The organism is Streptomyces spinosisporus (assembly GCF_022698145.1).
In the GTDB taxonomy this organism is placed as follows: Bacteria; Actinomycetota; Actinomycetes; order Streptomycetales; family Streptomycetaceae; genus Streptomyces; species Streptomyces spinosisporus.
This window is the reverse complement of sequence record NZ_JALDAX010000027.1, coordinates 1-16,940: the sequence shown is the minus strand read 5'-3', so window position 1 is coordinate 16,940 and position 16,940 is coordinate 1. Positions and strand designations below refer to the sequence as shown.

Sequence of the window (16,940 nt, the reverse complement as noted above, 5' to 3'; positions counted from 1 at the left end):
CACCGATAGTGCACTGCGCCACTGACAGTCACTTCAAACGCGGGAAAACGGCGGCCTTCGCCCCGTCACGTCCTCGCCCGGTCACGCCGGCGCCATCAGCAGCGGGCGGGCCCGCTCCCGCAGCTCCACGACCCGGGGCTCGTCGCCGTACGGCTCAAGGCGGTGCAGAAGATCCTTCACGTATTCGGTGGTGCGCGCCGAGGAGATGCGCCCCGCGACCTCCACCGCCCGCACACCCTGCTCACAGGCGGCATCGAGATTGCCGGACTCCAGCTCCGCGACCGCCGAGACGACCAGCCGCAGCCCGTGCGAGCGCACGAACTCCTCCGTCGGCCTCGACAGGGCCTGTTCGGTGAAGCGCCGCACCTGGCGCGGCGCCTTGAGGTCGCGGTAGCACTCGGCCGCGTCCGCGGCGAACCGGTCGTAGGAGTAGAAGCCGAGCCAGGAGGGGTCGTTGTCGCCCTCCCGGGAGCGCTCCAGCCAGCCCTCCGCCGCCTTCAAAGCGGCGCCCGCCGCCTGCGCGTCGCTCGCGCGCGCGTGGGCGCGTGCCTCGACGAGGCGGAAGAAGCTCATGGTGCGGGCGGTCGCAAGGCCCCGGTTGCGCTCCAGGGCGGCCTGCGCGAGGTCGACGCCCTCGTCGCCGAAGCCGCGGTAGGTCGCCTGCAGCGACATGGACGCCAGCACGTACCCCCCGAGGGGCACGTCGGCTGCCGCGCGCGCGAGGCGGAGCGCCTGGATGTAGTACCGCTGCGCGGCCTCCTGCTGCCCGGTGTCGAAGGCCATCCAGCCGGCCAGCCGGGTCAGTTCGGCGCTCGCCCCGAACAGGGCGCGGCCGACCTCGTCGGAGTACGAGCCCAGCAGCAGCGGTGCCGCCTCCACCCGTAAGCACTCGGGCACCATCGACGAACGCCAGTCGCCGCCTCCGTACTTGGAGTCCCAGCGCCTGGCGTCCTCGGCGGCCTCCCGCAGCTTCTGCACATCGCTGTGGCCGACTTTGAGCGGTGAGCCCGAGCCCTCGGCGTGGTTCGCCTCGCGCGCCACCGAGCTGTCGGCCGGTGTTATCAGCCACCGTGAGGCGGGCGTTGCGTATGCGCTTACTGCGAACGATCCGGCCAGTGACTGCCAGATGCCGCCGGAGCCGGCCCGGCGCCCGGCGAGGTCGAGGCGGTACAACTCCGTCGCCGACCGGACCGCCTGTCCCACGTCCCTGGGGAAGGCGAGGCCGACTTCGGGTGCGGGATCCGCGTCCGCCAGGCCGATCTCGTGGAGCGGCACCGGGCGGCCGAGCTTCTGCCCTATCGCGGCGGCGATGAGGTGCGGCGCGGCGCCCTGGGGCACCATGCCCTTCGACACCCAGCGCGCCACTGAGGTCTTGTCGTAGCGAAGTGTCAACCCGCGTTGAGCGCCAAGATCGTTGACGCGTCGCGCGAGGCCTGCGTTGCTGATTCCCGCGAGGGCGAGAACGGCGCCGAGCTTTTCGTTCGGCCCGCGTTGCTCCCTGGACATGCGCCACCCCTCGACACAGACGGCTGCCGCGCTGGCATAACCACGCGGCATTCGTAAACCCAGCGTAGTTCGCCGCATCCCAAGCGTTAAGGGGCATACTTCCGGATGGCGGGATTGTATTCCGTACGGAAGTACGGGGCCGATACGCGCAGTTGCAGCGTGCTCCTGTTGTGTGGCCGTGCGCCCGTCCGTGCGCTCTTCTCCGGCCACCCCGGGAGCGCTTCCATGGATGGTGCGTGGGTCGGCCCGCTGTACTGGATCCAGTGGGCTGGGGGACACCGCCGCCACAATCCCCGCGGGCGGCGGACGGGCCCGGGGGGCGAACTCTGTCTCCCGGGCTGCGCGCGCACGATGCGCTGCGCAGAGCCTGTACGGAGCGTGGTCACGCCTGTCCTTCCGTCAGGGATTTGGCCGAAAATCGACCCCGCATTCTGCGCGCAAATACGGCTCCTACCTTTGCACTTGAGGGCGCGTAAGGCGTTTTCGGGGAGCGTTTCGGGGGCGCATTCGCGTCGCAGCATCCTTGTCGAGTACGGGTGTTCGTCTCCCCGCACGGGTGAGCGCCACGGCGCATTCGAGGAATCGCAAGCAGACCCACAGCCCCTCCGGCGTGCGCCCTTCATGGCAGCATGGGGAACCAGTTCGTACGGTGCACTGGTTGTCCACAGCCTGTGGAGGCGTCGATGCGGTGGTTGGTGGGGTGGAGCAGCACCGCAGTGGGGGCGTCCGGGTTCGGGTCCGCAGGGGCCACCGGACAGGACGGCGAGACAGTGCACCCGGTGGGCTCCCAACTCCTGTGGGGCGACCCCGATCCGCTCTGGGCCGTCGGCGACTGGCGTCCCGACGAGGTGCGGGTCGTCAAGGCCGACGCCCAGACCCGGATCGCCGTCCTGGGCACCTGCGCGGCCTCCGACGAGCAGCTGCGGGTCGGACTGTTCGCCGCGCGCGGAGGGGCACTTCGGCATCTGACGGCGTGGCCCGGCAGCTACACGGCCGTCGTCCAGGTCGGCCGCAGGGTCACCGTCTGCGGCGACCTCGCGGGCGCACGCCCCGTCTTCTACACCCCCTGGGCCGGCGGCACCGCGTACGCGACCGCCGCCCTCCCTCTCGCCGACCTCATCGAGGCCAACCTCGACTTCGGTCACCTCGCCGCGCTTCTGGCCGCCCCCGATGTGCCGGCCGCGCTGCACGACTCCACCCCGTACGACGGCGTGCGGCGCATCCCGCCCGGGCATGCACTGATCCTGCGCGCCGGAGCGCGCGAGATCGCCGGCTACGAGCCGGTCGCCTCCCTCGCGGTGGCGGCGCCCACCGCCGACCCGGACAGTGCGGTCGACGCGGTGCGCGACGCCCTGGTGGAGGCGGTACGCGCGCGTCTGTCGGCGCCCCGGCACGTCCCCGGCACCGACATAGACCCCGGTCCCGTACCCGGCATGGGCCCCGCCGAGCGGCGCGCCGCGCGCGGGATGCCGGTCGCGGGCATCGGCGCGGACCTCTCCGGCGGCCCGGCCTCCGGCACCCTCGCCCTGCTCGCCGCCGGTCTGCCGGGCATGCCGGGCACGGTCCTGGGCCACGGCACGGGCGCGGGGGAGCGCCTGCTGGCGGTCACCTTCAACGACCTGGCGGTCGGCGGCAGGGAAGCAGAACTGCAGCGGGCGGGAACCCTGGCGGCCAACCCGCGCCTGCACCACGTGGTGGTCACCGGCGGCGAGGAGGCACTGCCGTACGCCGAGCTGGAGGGCCCGCTGACGGACGAGCCGGGCCAGTGCCTGGTGACGGCCGCCAGACACCGGGCACGGCTGGCGTCGGGCAGCGCCGACCACTTCACCGGCTACGGCGCCCGCCAGGTGCTGGACGCGCATCCGGCGCGGCTCGCCGACCTCCTCATGGACCGCAAACGCCGCCATCTCGTCCGCCCCGTGGCCGCACTCGCCAGGGCGGACGGCTCGGTGATGGTCCCCGCGCGCGTGTACGGCGCGGCGCGGCGGCTGTCCCGCACCCCGTACCGCGCGGGCCTGGAGGCGCTCGCCGACCGGCTGCTGCAGCGCCGCTTCGACGAGCCCGGAGGCGCCGTGGGGGCGTCCCTCGCCGCCCTCGCCTGGGCCAGACCCGGCCCGGCGGCACGCTGGCTGACCGGCGAGGCGCTTGCTGAAGTATCGGTTCGCCTGCAGGCGTCGACGGGCCGTTCGGGCGTGGGCCCCGGCCAGCGTCCCGGTGACCACCGCGCGCGTGCGGCCCTGACCCGCCAGGCGGCGGAGCTGCGCATCCTGGAGCAGGCGGCCGAGGTCCGCTCCCAGCGCCTGCACGCCCCCTTCCTCGACAACCAGGTGGTACGCGCGTGCCGGGCCCTTCCCGAGGCCCTGCGGGTCCAGCCCGGCGCCCGCGCCACCATCCTGCGCACCGTCCTGGAGGGCGCCGGCGTCAGCGACCTCCCGCCCGGCTGGGGCGCCCCCTCCCACGCATCGGCGGCAGTGGCGGCCCGCACCGGACTGCGCGTGGCCGCCGACTCCCTGATGAACCTGTTCGGCACCCCGCTGCTCGCGGAGGCGGGCCTGGTGGAGGCCCGCGTCGTCCGCAAGGCGCTCCGTGCCGCCGCAGCGGGCGAACCCCTCCCCCTGGACGGCCTCGCCGACCTGGTCTCCCTGGAAGTATGGCTACGGCGCCTCCTGGCCCGCCGCGGAACCTGCTGGACCGGCACCCCGGCCCGCCAGCGGGCCGTACCAGCCGGGATCAATCCCCAGAGGGGGGCGCTGGCTTCCGGAGGGGGAGCGGGGGTGGCCTAGCCGCGGGGAGGTCGCCTGGTCGTGACAGCCCCGGTCAGTTCGGGGTACGGCAGGGACGGAAACGCCCACCGCACCAAAACCCCGTGCCCCGCACAGACGCCCCGGCGACAATGACCCGGTGCGGTACAAAATCCTGGGCGTCACCCAGGCCGAGGACGACCACGGCACAGCCGTACCCGTCACCGGCCCCCGGCTCCGCACCCTCCTGACCGCCCTGGCCCTGCGCCCCGGCCGCGTCACCACTCCCGACACCCTCATCGACGAGGTCTGGTCGGACACCCCGCCGCACGACGCCCCCGCCGCCCTCCAGGCCCTGATCGGCCGGCTGCGCCGCACCCTGGGCAAGGACACGATCACCTCCGCCCCCGGCGGCTACCGCCTCGAAGCGGCCGAGGACGACGTGGACCTGTTCGTCTTCGAGCGACTGGTCCGGCAGGGCACGACCGCGCTGGACCAGGGCGACGCGCACACCGCCGCCCGCACCCTGTCCGAGGCGCTCGCCCTGTACCGCGGCCCCGCCCTCGCGGACCTGCCCGACCCCGCCGCCGCCACCCGCCCGGCCGCCCTGCACCTGGAGGCGACCCGCGCCCGCATCGACGCGGACCTGCGTCTCGGCCGCGCCCAGGCCGTCGTACCGCACCTTAAGGAACTCACCGAGGCGCACCCCTACGACGAACCGCTGCACGCCCTCCTCATCCGTGCCCTGCGCGACACGGGCCGCACGGCCGACGCCCTCGCCGCGTACGAGACGGCCCGCCGCGCCCTCGCCGACGGCCTGGGCGCCGACCCGGGCCCCCAACTGCGCGCCCTGCACACGGAACTGCTCGCACCACCGGACGCCTCAGCCGTCGATCGGCAGCTCAGCCACTCCCGACCCGCTGATCACTCCCGCCTCGCCGGACGGGGCGAATGGCCCGCCGCGCGGGCCGAATCCCCCGCCGCGCGGGCCGAATCTCCTTACGCGCGGCCCGAGTTCCTTTCCGCGCGGGGCCAATCTCCCTCCGCGCTTCCCGAATCTCCCTCCGCGCGGCCCGAGTCCCTCTCCGCGCGACCCGAGAAGCTCTCCGCGCGGCCCGCATCCCCCTCCGCGCAGCCCGAGAACCCCTCCTCGCCCGCCGAATCCCCCACCCCGCCTCACGAACCCCCCACCCGCACCGGCAACCTCCGTCCGCGTCTTACTTCTTTCGTGGGCCGGGAACCCGAGCTCGACGCCATCCGTTCCGAATTGCACAGGGCACGACTCGTCACTCTCACCGGCCCCGGCGGCTCCGGAAAGACCCGCCTCGCCGAGGAAGCCGCCGCCGGGCTTCCGCAGGCGTGGCTGGTCGAGCTGGCGCCGCTCGACCGGCCGGAAGCGGTGCCCGGCGCGGTGGTCAGTGCGCTCGGTCTGCGCGAGACCGTGCTGATGACCACCGAGCTGACGACCCCGCAGGACGACCCGGTCGCCCTGCTCGTCGAGCACTGCGCCGCGCGCAGCGAGCTCCTGATCCTTGACAACTGCGAACATGTCATCGAAGCAGCGGCCACCCTCGCCGAGACGCTGCTCACCCATTGCCCGGGACTCACGATCCTCGCCACCAGCCGTGAACCCCTGGGCGTCCCCGGCGAATCGGTGCGCCCGGTCGAGCCCCTCGTCCCCGACCAGGCGCACCGCCTCTTCGAGGAGCGTGCCTCGACCGTCCGTCCCGACGCGGCCGCGGTGCTCCGCGACAGGGAGGCGGTGGACGAGATCTGCCGCCGCCTGGACGGGCTGCCGCTCGCCATCGAGCTGGCCGCGGCCCGGCTGAGGCTGCTCACCCCCCGTCAGATCGCCGACCGGCTCGACGACCGCTTCCGGCTGCTCACCTCCGGCAGCCGTACGGTCCTGCCCCGCCAGCAGACCCTGCGTGCGGTCGTCGACTGGTCCTGGGACCTGCTCGACGAGCGCGAGCGCACCGTGCTGCGCGAGGTCTCCGTCTTCGCCGGCGGCTGGGACCTCACGGCGGCGGAAGCCGTGTGCACGGCTCCCGCGGCCGACCTCATCGGTGCGCTCGTGGACAAGTCCCTGATCGTGGCCACCCCGGACGAACACTCCGGCGGCGGCATGCGGTACCGCATGCTGGAGACCATCCACGAGTACGCCACGGAGCGCGCCGCAGAGGTCCCCGAACTGCGCGCCGAGGCCGAGCGGCGCCACCGCGCGTGGGTGCGCGCCCTGGTGGAGAAGGCCGAGCCGCTGCTGCGTTCCGCGGACCAACTCCCCTGGATCTCCCGCCTGGAGACCGAGCTGGACAACATCCGCGCGGCCCTCCACCGTGCCCTCGCCGACGGTGCCGAGGAGGAGGCCGGCGCTCTCGCCCTGGACATGGGCTGGTTCTGCTGGCTGCGCAACTACCGCCAGGAGGCCATCGACTGGCTGGTCCGGGTCCTGCGCCTGGGCGCAGCCCTGGACGCCGAGGGCGCCGTAGAACCCGTAGAACCCGCACACTCTGCGGATCCCGCGGAACGCATGGCTCTCATTGATCCCATGGAGGCCTTCCTGGCCGCCCCGAACGGCGAGATGGATCACCCTCAGCACACCCTCCGGATGAACCTCCGGATGCTGCACCTCTTCCTGCGATCGGACACCGAGCGCATGGACGGGACGCTGACGGACCGGCCGCGGGAGTACGTCACCCGGCTGCGGGACCACTTCGGGCAGGGCGGTCCGCAGGCGGCCCAACTCCCGGGCATCGCCTGGCCGCTGGCCACGTTCGTACTGGGCAGCCCGGCGGACGCCCGTGCCGCCCTGGACGCGACCGTCGTCAACTGCCGTGAGTACGGCGACGAGTGGACGATCGGCGTGGCCCTGATGTTCCGCACGCACATGGCCGTCGACTCGGCGGGCGGCATGAAGGGCATCGACGAGGACCTGGCGGAGCTCAGGGTGCTGAGCCGTCGCGTCGGCGACCGCTGGATGCGCGCCCAGGTGTGCAGCGCGGCCGGCGAGGCGGCGATGGCCCGCAGCCGCCTGGACGAGGCCAAGGGCGAGTACGAGGAGGCGCTGCGGCTGGCCTACGAGGTGGGGGCGTACGCGGAGACGCCGTTCCTGCTGGCCCGCCTGGGCGAGATCGCCTACCGCGCGGGCGACCGTGCGACCGCCCTGCGCGGGCTCGACGACGCCGCCACGGCCGCCGATCGCTACGGGGTGCCGGACACCAGGGCGTTCCTCCTGCTGATGCGCGCCCAGATGGCACTGGACGTGAAGGACATCCCCCGCGCGCGGGAGATGTTCGACGCGGCCCGCGCGGAGACCGGGCGCGGCACGCCGCCACCCCAGTTCACGGTGATGCTGAACGCCATCGACGCCATGGTGACGGTCGCCGAGACCGGCCCGGAGCACGGCCTGCCGAAGCTGGTGCGCACCATCCGCGAGGCGGTGGACCGCCGGTGCGCCGACGTCATCACGGCGGCCCTCGTGGACGGCGCCGCGGTCCTGCTCTCCGACCTCGGGGAGCATCCGCGCGCGCTCCGCATGCTCGCCGCCGCGGAACAACTGCGCGGCGGCGCACCACGCCCCATGCCGGAGGGGGCCGAGGCCGAGCGCGCCAAGAGCGCGGCCCGCGCCGCTCTGAGCACCGACGAGTGCGCCGCCGAGTCCGCCCGGGGCGCCCTCTTCACCGTCGCGGACGTCCTCACCGAACTCGACGAGGCCATGCGCAGACACCCGGCCGGGCAGCTTCCGTGAACGGACACCGGCCACACCCTGATTCGTGTTCAGGTGAACCGGTGAACCAGCCTACGAGCAGGTGAACTTCGACTCGGCCCAGTCCGCGAGCGTCAGAGTGTCGAAGCCGGTGTCCGGCCGGACGACCAGCCGTACGGTGTCGTGGCCGGCCAGGTTGACGTGCACCGGGACTGCCTGCCCGCCACCGCGGACCGGCCCGGACTGCCACAGCGGGACGCCGTCGGCGTAGACGGCGAAGGAGACCTTGCCGAGCCCGAGCGTCATGTCGTCGACACCGACCACGGCGTCGTAGGCGGTGCAGGTGCGGTTGAGGTCGATGGTCACGGAGGACTGGCCGTGCACGGTCACGCCGTGCGCGTACTGCCTGCCGCCGATCGACATGCCGTACCGCTGCCACACCCAACTGCTCTCACCGAGCCGCATCTCGGGCCGGGTGCCGTCGCCGCTGACGTCGTACGCCAGCTCGCTCCACTGGTAGACGGCCGGAGGCGGCGGGGGAGTCGGGGTCGGCGTGGGGGTGGGCTTCGGGGTCGGCTTCGGCTCGGGAGCGGGCGTCGCAGTGGGGGTGGGCTTGGGCCTGGGAGTCGGCGTGGGGGGCGGGGTCGGTGTGGGCGCCTTCGCCGGTACGACGGGCGGCTTCGGCTCGGGCCTGCTCTTCTCGGGCGCCGGCTTCGGCGGCTCGGGCTGCACGGACGGCACGGCAGCGGGCGGCTTGGCGTCCTCCTTCTTGGCGGGGGCGTCACCGCCGGACAGTGCTAGGGCCAGGGCCACACCCGCCGCGACGGCGACAGCGGTGGCGGCGAGGCCGACCTTGACGGGCGCACCGAGCCCCTCGGAGGCCACCGCGCCGCCGGCGCCCGCACTGCCGGACGAGCCGCCGCTCGCCGCCGCGGCCGCTCCCGCGGCGCCCGCCGCACCGGCTCCGGTGCCGCCCGCGACGAGCGCGGCGACCTTGGCGTACCCGGCGGCGCCGAACCAGCCGATGACCGCGACCGGCACGACCGCGGGGATACCGCCGGCGACTTCCTTGATCTGGCCCGCGGCCAGCCGGCACTTGGCGCACTCCTCCAGGTGCTTGCGCAGCCCCCGCTCGGCCCGTGTGCGCAGGCCGCCGCGGGCGTAGGCGCCGAGCCGGTCGGCATAGCGGGCGCACTCCTCGTCGTTGGCGAGCGAGGCGCTGACATGGGCCTGCAGATAGGCCTGCTTGAGGCCCTCGCGGGCGCGGCTGGCGAGCACGCGCGTGCCGTTGGCGTCGAGCCCGAAGAGCGTGGCGACCTCGCTCGGCGACTCGTCCTCGACCTCGGTGTGCCACAGCACGGCCTGCCAGCGTTCCGGCAGCGACCGGAAGGCCTGCATGGCCATGGACTGCTCGGCCTCGTGCATCGCGCGCACATCGGCGCCGAGGTCGAGGGTGTCGTCGTCGGCGATCTCGGAGGAGCGTGCGGACTGCGCGGCGAACAGCGCGAAGTCGTCGACCAGCTGCTCCCGCCGGGCGGACTTCGTCCAGCTCGCGGCCACCCGCCGGATGCTGGTGAGCAGATAGGCGCGCACCGCGTGCTCGGGGCCGTGCCCGCCGCGCACCGCCTGAAGCATGCGGGCGAAGACCTCGGCCGTGAGGTCGTCCGCGGTGTGGGCGTCACGGCAGCAGGTGCGGGCGTACCGGCGCACGGCGTCCGCATGGCGCCGGTACAGCTCCTCGTACGCGGTGTCGTCGCCCGAGCGCATCCGCACGATCAGATCGGCGTCGGACGGCGGCATGTCCCTCGGCGGGGGCAGCACACCGTCCTCGTGCCGGTCGCGCTGCGCCGGGACGACGCCTTCGGCGGGGTCGACGGGTCCCGCGGATTCGACGGGCCTCGCGGAGTCGGCAGACCCCGCGGATTCGACGGGCCCGACGGGTTCGCCGCCCTGCGGGGGAATGACGGTCTCCGCGGGGTCGCCGCCCCGCGGTGCGCCTGCCCTGCCGCCCTGACTCGGCACCTGCGGCGGACCGCCGGCCTCCGCGTCACCGTCGCCCAGCGACCCGTCCCGCCCGTCGAAGCTCATCGCGGAAAGCCCCTGCCGCCGCTTGACCAACCAGTCCCGAACACCGGGTCAGAGTGCCATATTGGCTTTTGTTCAGGACCCCTTGGGGCGGACCATCCACTCGTCCGTGGGGACTTGTCGTGCCGTAGTACTGGGCGTCCCCCATTCGGGGAAGGCTCGATTGACGCTCACGTGACGGGAGTTGCGCGACAAATCAGAAATACCGCCGCCGCGTCACGCCCACCCCGCCGCCGCGTCACCCTCACCCCACGCCGAATCCGACTCCCTCACCGCCTCACACCGGCCGAGAGCGCAACCCCTCCAGCAGGATGTCCAGCAGCCGCGCGGAAGCCGCCGCCTGCTGGGCCGCGTCGGGCAGCGAGGGTGCTGCCGTGGCGATGACCAGGAGTACGTCCGACACCGACACGTCGGCCCGCAGTTCACCGGCCGCGCGTGCCCGCTCCACGAGCTGGCCCACGACGTCGAGCAGCGCCGCGGCGCCCGTGTCGTCGTCCGCCGCGACCGCCGCGGCGCCCTCGGACACCAGCCGCAGTTCCCCGGAGCCCGGCTGGGTGCGCTGCTGCGGCACCCGCGCCTCGTCGAACACCGCGCCGTCGGACCGCTCGGCGCCGTCGTCGGTGACCGAGACCCTCAGCACCTGCGGCGGCAGCAGCCGCCCCGCGCCGGAGGCCACCGACGTCCGCAGGAAGCGCGACAGCGCCGACCACGGCTCGTCCTCCTGGCCGAGTGCCGCCCGGGCCTGGTCGGTCAGCCGGGAGGTCTCCTCCTCGGCTATCCGCCGCACCAGGACGTCCTTGCTCGGGAACCGGCGGTACACGGTCCCCACGCCCACGCGTGCCCGCCGCGCCACGTCCTCCATCGGCGCGCCGTACCCCAGCTCGCCGAAGACCTCCCGCGCCGCGCGCAGGACGTGCTCCAGATTGCGCTGTGCGTCCACACGCAGCGGCGTCGTACGCGGGCCGTCCCCGCGTCCGTTGCTCGCCGCCGCGTTCACCATGCCGCCCGTTGTCAGCGCGGACGCGGACGACCAATGAGAGTCCTGAACATGCATAAGTGATCCCCCGGTAATGACGTCTCCCCCCGGAGACTCTCCCCGCCATCGGTAGCCGGAGCGCGGAAACTGGCCCGGTTCACCGGTCCGCCCGTCGCGGGCCCGATGAGCACTGGGCGCATCCCCCTACACCCCGTCGACACACGAACATAGTTGAGCGGGGGTCAATTCAGAAGGGGCAGGTTCCGCACGGAGCGCCCCCCGATCGGACCACGGGCCGCATACGTCCCGATTGCGCCCCTCAAGGTCACCGGGCGCACACCCGCTGACCTGCAGTCCTTCCAAGCACTCGGGCAATTCGGCCAACCCTGGGCGTCCTGGGCCTGCGGTCACACAAATTGTCGAGGCTGTGGACAAACTCAAGCGCCGGGTGCGTCATGGGATGGTGAAGGAACGTGCGCGCATTCTCGTTGTCGGCGGCGGCTACGTCGGGATGTACACGGCCCTGCGCCTGCAGCGGAAGCTGAAACAGGAACTGAAGCGGGGCGAAGCCGAGATCACGGTCGTCACTCCCGACCCGTACATGACGTATCAGCCATTCCTTCCCGAAGCGGCCGCCGGTGCCATTTCCCCGCGCCATGTCGTCGTGCCGCTGCGCCGGGTCCTGGACGGGTGCCAGATCGTCATCGGCGAGGTCCGCTCGATCGACCACGCCAAGCGCACCGCCACCCTCAGCACCCTCGCCACCGAGGAGGAGGGAGCGGGCCCGGAACCGCTGACGTACGACGAACTCGTCCTGGCGCCCGGCTCGATCTCGCGCACCCTCCCGATCCCCGGCCTCGCCGACCACGGCATCGGCTTCAAGTCGGTCGAGGAGGCCATCGGCCTGCGCAACCACGTCATCGAGCAGATGGACATCGCCTCCTCCACCCGCGACCCCGCGATCCGCGACGCGGCGCTCACCTTCGTCTTCGTCGGCGGCGGATTCGCCGGGGTCGAGGCGCTCGGCGAACTCGAGGACATGGCCCGCTACGCCGCCCGCTACTACCACAACATCCAGCCCGAGGACATGAAGTGGATCCTCGTGGAGGCCTCGGACCGCATCCTGCCGGAGGTCGGCGAGGAGATGGGCCGCTACACGGTCACCGAGCTGCGGCGGCGCAACATCGACGTACGGCTGCACACCCGCCTGGACTCCTGCACGGACCGGGTCGCCCAGCTCAGCGACGGCTCCCGCTTCCCGACCCGCACCGTCGTCTGGACGGCCGGCGTGAAGCCCCACCCGCTCGTCGCCGCGACCGACCTCCCCCTCAACGGCCGAGGGCGGCTGAAGTGCACCCCGCAACTGACCGTCGACGGCGCCACGCACGCGTGGGCGGCAGGGGACGCGGCCGCCGTCCCCGACGTCACCGCCGACGAACCCGATGCGACGACGGCCCCCAACGCCCAGCACGCGGTCCGCCAGGCCAAGGTCCTCGGCGACAACATCGCGCACGCGCTGCGCGGCGAACCCCTGGAGACGTACGCCCACAAGTACGTCGGCTCGGTCGCCTCCCTGGGCCTGCACAAGGGCGTCGCCCACGTCTACGGGCGCAAGCTGAAGGGCTACCCTGCGTGGTTCATGCACCGCGTCTACCACCTCAGCAGGGTGCCCACCTACAACCGCAAGGCCCGCGTCCTGGCCGAATGGACGCTGTCGGGCCTCTTCAAGCGGGAGATCGTCTCCCTCGGTTCACTCGAACATCCCCGTGCGGAGTTCGAACTCGCGGCCGGTGGAAAGCCTCCTACCGACCCCTTTAGCGACCCGAAGGGGTCGTCCTGACCGGACCCAGGAACTCCACCGGCCTCGTGGGCGTCTCACGGATGTCGCCCCGGTAGGCCACACTGCCAGACTGATCCCCGCTCCCAGGGCGAGCAGCCGCTCGTCCCCGCACCCAAGAGGCTTCTGTCACCGTGCTGCATCCCGGGGGCGTCACCCCCCAGCCCTCCGGCCGGGTCCGGAGCCGGCCCAAGACGCCGAAGACGACGACACGAGGCAAGGATTCGTGAACTTCACGCGCTGGAGCGCCCGGCTCCCCGGAACGCAGCGCCGCGCCGCAGGGCGGACCGACCACGCGGCCGCCCCCGACCGGCCGGCCGAGAGCGCGAGCCCCGTCCCCGCGGCCCGCGCCGAACGGCTCACCGACGCGCACGCGCCCGTGCCGGCCGTCGACGAACTCCCCGTCCGGGCGGTCCTCGACCGCGTCCCCGCCCTCGTCGCCCTGGTCCACGGCCCCGACCACCGCGTCGGGTACGTCAACGACGCCTATGTGGCGGCCTTCGGCGTACGCCCCCTGGGCGAGCCGGTCCGCGAAGCCCTCCCGGAACTCGACGAACTGGGCCTGCTGCCCCTCCTCGACCAGGTCCTGCGCAGCGGCCGGCCCCGCACCCTGAAGTCCCGCAGAGCCCCCGACAGCCGCTACTACACCTTCACCTGCACCCCGGTCACCGAAGGGGACGATGCCGGTGTGCTGGTCTTCGCCACCGACGTCACCGACCACGCCGAAGCCGCCGAACGCCTGCGCGCCAGCGAGCGCCGCCAGCGCGAGACGGCGGTCACGCTCCAGCGCTCGCTGCTCCCGCAGGAGTTGGAGGAGCCGGACGACCTGCGCATCGCGGCCACCTACCAGCCCGGCGGCACCGAGGCGGCCGTAGGAGGCGACTGGTACGACGTCATCACCCTCGGCGGCGGCCGCACCGCCCTGGTCATCGGCGACGTGATGGGCAGAGGCGTGCGCGCCGCGGCCGTCATGGGCCAGCTCCGCACCGCGGTCCGCGCCTACGCCCGCCTCGACCTCCCGCCGCACGAGGTCCTGCAGCTCCTCGACGGCCTCGCCGCCGAGATCGACGCCAACCAGATCGCCACCTGCGTCTACGCCATCCACGACCCGAACGAGGGCCGCCTGGTGTACGCCTCCGCGGGCCACCTGCCGATCCTGGTGCGCGACGAGAGCGGCACCGTCCTGCGCGCCGACGAGCCCACCGGGCCACCGCTCGGCACGGGCGGCTGGATGCACGCCTCGGGCACGGTCCCGCTGGGCCCCGGCGCCACGGCCGTCCTCTACACGGACGGCCTGGTGGAACGCAGGAACGAGGACCTGGACGAGGGCATCGCCGCCCTGGAGCGCGCCCTGTCCGGTGCGACCGGCACGCCCCAGGTCGTCTGCGACCGGCTGGTCCGCTCGGCGGGCGTCACCGCCGACCACGACGACGACGTGGCCGTCCTCGTCCTCCAGCACCCGGCCCGCACCGGCCCCGACAGCGATCTCTTCCGCAACGCCGCCCTCGAACTCCTCGGCGGCGTCGAAGCGGCTCCACGCGCGCGTGCCTTCGCCTCCGGTGTCCTGACCAGCTGGCGGTTCCCGCCGGACCTGCACGACCTGGGCGTGCTGGCGGCCAGCGAACTCGTCGCCAACTCCCTGCAGCACGGCACCCCGCCCATGCGGCTGCGCCTGCGGCGCACCGACCGCCGCCTGATCATCGAGGTCACCGACGGCGACGACCACCTCCCCCGCCGGCGCCGAGCGGAACCCGCCGACGAATCCGGCCGCGGCATCGCCATCGTCGCGACCATCGCCTCGAACTGGGGATCACGGCGAACACCCGGCGGGGGAAAGTCGGTCTGGTGCGAGTTCGTCCTGCCGAAAACCACCGGCTGACCGGCGGCTACGCCTCCGCGCCCACCGGCTCGGCAGCCCCACCACGAGCGACCACCCGGCTCCGCCCCAGCCACGGCTGATCCTGTACGGCGGTCAGCTGCCGCCCCAGCCGTACGGCAAGGACGCTGATCGCGAGCGAGAACAGCAGGAAGGTCACGATGTACGGCGCGTGCAGCGAGGCCCCCAGCGGCCCGCCGACCGCCGGCCCGACGGCCAGCGCCAGCTGCTTCACCAGGGCGAAGACGGAGTTGTACTGCCCGGCGAGACCGCTCGGCGCGAGATCGGCGACCAGCGGGGCGACGGTCGGCGACAGCATCGCCTCACCGAGCCCGAAGAGCGCGTACGTCGACACGAACGCCGCCGTAGCCATCTCCCGGCTGCCGTGCCCGAGCCCGGCGTACCCGGCCGCGACCCATGCCACGGCCCAGATCAGCCCGACAGCGGCGATCACCCGGGACCGCCGGCGCCGCTCGACGAACTTCAGCACGGCGAACTGCGCGACGACGATCATCAACGTGTTGGCGGCCAGCGCCGTACCCAGCGCGGACGTGGAGATCCCGGCGGCCTCGACGCCGTAGGCGCTCAAGCCCGACTCGAACTGGCCGTAGCAGGCGAAGAACAGCACGAAGCCCAGCACGCACAGCTGCACCATGGCCCGATTGCCGAGCAGCTGCTTCCAGCTCCCCTTCGCCGATCCCGCCGGAGCCTGGTCGATGCGCGGCGAGCGCGGCATCCGCACCGTCGCCATCACGCCCACCAGCAGCAGGAACATCGCCGCCTCGATCGCGAAGAGCAGAGTGAAGGAGTCTACGCGCGTAGTGTCGACGAGATGGCCGCCGATGAGACCACCGACGCCGAGCCCGAGGTTCTGCAGGAAGAACTGCATGGCAAAGGCACGCGAGCGCGTGTCGGTCGTCGAGCAGTCCACGATCATCGTCGCGAGCGCGGGCTGCATCACGGCCTGGCCGGCGCCGAGCGCCGCCGCCGCGAGGAGCACGGTCGTCGCGCTGCCCGCCAGCCCCAGGCTCAGCGCCCCGACAGCGGCAGTGACCAGGGCGGCGAGCAGCACCGGAAGCGGACCGCGCCGGACGATGGCCCGCCCGGCGAAGGGCAGCACGACCAGTGCCGCCACGGCGAAGACGGCAAGGACGAGCCCCGCCGTCATGGCTCCGAGCCCCCGCACCTGCGCCACATAGACGTACAGGTAGGGGACGGTGAAACCGAGCCCGAACGCGCTGAGTGCGTTGCCCACGTGGATCCGGCGCATCGCTGCGCCCATCGCCCTGGTCACGTTCACCTCTCTCACTAGTTAGGAGTGAAGACTTCAAAGCTAAAGTTCGAAGCTAAAGAGTACACAGCGAAGGACTTCAAGGCAAAGGACCTGCGTGCGATACTGCGGCCATGGCCGAGACCCCCGGCGTCACCGAGCCGACGCTCGAAGAGCAGATCGCCGCGTACCAGCGAGAGTTCCGCGACCTGGATCCCCAGGTCGAGCAGATCGTCTCGGCACTCTCCCGGCTGAACCGCCGTATGAACGTGGCCTACGGACGCCAGACCTCCGCCCTCGGCATCAGCAGCGCCGAGTGGGAAGTACTGAAGGCCCTGGTCCTCTCCGGCGCCCCCTACCGCCTGGGCCCGAGCGACCTGGCCAAGCGCCTCGGCCTCACGCCGGCCGCTATGACCCACCGGATCGACCGCATGGTCACCGAGGGTCTGGTCACCCGGGAGCGCGACGAGAGCAACCGCGTGCGCGTCATCGTGGAGCTGACCGCCGAGGGCCGCGAGAAGTGGCTCGAGGCGATGCGCATGGCCACGGTCTTCGAGGAGGACCTCCTCCAGGACCTGTCCGCGGCCGAACGCACCGCCCTGGGCGACGTCCTCACCCGCCTCCTGCGTAGGGTGGAGCACGCCCAGCCGGACGCGGGAGGACGCCTCACCGACCTGGACTGAGGCGGAGAAGAAAAGATCTTGACATGAGGTGCTTGACAGCCCTTCGTCGGATCCGTAAGGTTCTTCGGGTTGCCACGGGGCCGTAACGGTTCTGCGACAGCACCTTCGCCGCATCAGCGGCAACCCAAACCATCAGCACGATCTCCCGAACGGGTCGATTTCGGCATGCCCGAATTCAATTCGCTTTGGGACTGGGCGGCCCGATTGGGAATCGCCAAGCGAATCCGCTAAGGTTTGAGACGTCGGAACGGCCCAACGGT

At 72.7% G+C, this 16,940-nt stretch carries 9 protein-coding genes; 5 read left to right on the top strand and 4 right to left on the bottom strand.

Annotated features, from left to right (window positions below; genetic code table 11):
* Positions 1–81: 81 nt before the first annotated feature.
* Positions 82–1,506 (bottom strand): NsdA family TPR-like regulatory protein, encoded by a 1,425-nt coding sequence (locus tag MQN93_RS40370; protein WP_016436858.1) that lies wholly within the window; start codon positions 1,504–1,506, stop codon positions 82–84.
* 683 nt (positions 1,507–2,189) lie between these two features.
* Here MQN93_RS40370 and MQN93_RS40365 point away from each other — a divergent pair.
* Positions 2,190–4,289 carry an asparagine synthase-related protein gene (locus MQN93_RS40365; protein WP_016436857.1) on the top strand — a complete coding sequence of 700 codons (2,100 nt, stop codon included), beginning with the start codon at positions 2,190–2,192 and terminating at the stop codon, positions 4,287–4,289.
* A 118-nt stretch (positions 4,290–4,407) separates the two neighbouring features.
* Complete coding sequence (locus MQN93_RS40360) at positions 4,408–7,995, top strand: AfsR/SARP family transcriptional regulator (protein ID WP_242713413.1); 3,588 nt, start codon at positions 4,408–4,410, stop codon at positions 7,993–7,995.
* 51 nt (positions 7,996–8,046) lie between these two features.
* Here MQN93_RS40360 and MQN93_RS40355 read toward each other — a convergent pair whose 3' ends face one another.
* Together MQN93_RS40355 and MQN93_RS40350 are read right to left on the bottom strand one after the other, a co-directional pair.
* On the bottom strand, positions 8,047–10,041 hold the full coding sequence (locus tag MQN93_RS40355) for a sigma-70 family RNA polymerase sigma factor (RefSeq protein WP_242713412.1): 1,995 nt from the start codon (positions 10,039–10,041) through the stop codon (positions 8,047–8,049).
* Positions 10,042–10,315: 274 nt separating this feature from the next.
* Positions 10,316–11,092, bottom strand: a complete 777-nt coding sequence (locus MQN93_RS40350; RefSeq protein ID WP_242713411.1) for a TetR/AcrR family transcriptional regulator — start codon at positions 11,090–11,092, stop codon at positions 10,316–10,318.
* Between the two features lie 382 nt (positions 11,093–11,474).
* Between MQN93_RS40350 and MQN93_RS40345 the strand changes: the two genes are divergently transcribed.
* The gene (locus MQN93_RS40345; RefSeq protein ID WP_242713410.1) at positions 11,475–12,854 is read left to right on the top strand and encodes an NAD(P)/FAD-dependent oxidoreductase; all 1,380 of its coding nucleotides are present in this window, start codon (positions 11,475–11,477) and stop codon (positions 12,852–12,854) included.
* A gap of 223 nt (positions 12,855–13,077) precedes the next feature.
* Entirely contained in the window at positions 13,078–14,730 is a 1,653-nt protein-coding gene (locus tag MQN93_RS40340; RefSeq protein WP_242713409.1) for an ATP-binding SpoIIE family protein phosphatase, read from the top strand.
* Between the two features lie 7 nt (positions 14,731–14,737).
* Here MQN93_RS40340 and MQN93_RS40335 read toward each other — a convergent pair whose 3' ends face one another.
* Positions 14,738–16,021 carry an MFS transporter gene (locus MQN93_RS40335; RefSeq protein ID WP_242713408.1) on the bottom strand — a complete coding sequence of 428 codons (1,284 nt, stop codon included), beginning with the start codon at positions 16,019–16,021 and terminating at the stop codon, positions 14,738–14,740.
* Positions 16,022–16,131: 110 nt separating this feature from the next.
* Between MQN93_RS40335 and MQN93_RS40330 the strand changes: the two genes are divergently transcribed.
* Positions 16,132–16,680, top strand: a complete 549-nt coding sequence (locus tag MQN93_RS40330; RefSeq protein WP_016436850.1) for a MarR family winged helix-turn-helix transcriptional regulator — start codon at positions 16,132–16,134, stop codon at positions 16,678–16,680.
* Positions 16,681–16,940: the final 260 nt, after the last annotated feature.

Excerpts from the sequence above, each read along its gene's own strand:
- MQN93_RS40365 (WP_016436857.1), top strand. The coding sequence starts at position 2,190 with ATGCGGTGGTTGGTGGGGTGGAGCAGCACCGCAGTGGGGGCGTCCGGG.
- MQN93_RS40345 (WP_242713410.1), top strand. The coding sequence starts at position 11,475 with ATGGTGAAGGAACGTGCGCGCATTCTCGTTGTCGGCGGCGGCTACGTC.
- MQN93_RS40330 (WP_016436850.1), top strand. The coding sequence starts at position 16,132 with ATGGCCGAGACCCCCGGCGTCACCGAGCCGACGCTCGAAGAGCAGATC.
- MQN93_RS40350 (WP_242713411.1), bottom strand. The coding sequence starts at position 11,092 with ATGCATGTTCAGGACTCTCATTGGTCGTCCGCGTCCGCGCTGACAACG.
- MQN93_RS40355 (WP_242713412.1), bottom strand. The coding sequence starts at position 10,041 with ATGAGCTTCGACGGGCGGGACGGGTCGCTGGGCGACGGTGACGCGGAG.
- MQN93_RS40370 (WP_016436858.1), bottom strand. The coding sequence starts at position 1,506 with ATGTCCAGGGAGCAACGCGGGCCGAACGAAAAGCTCGGCGCCGTTCTC.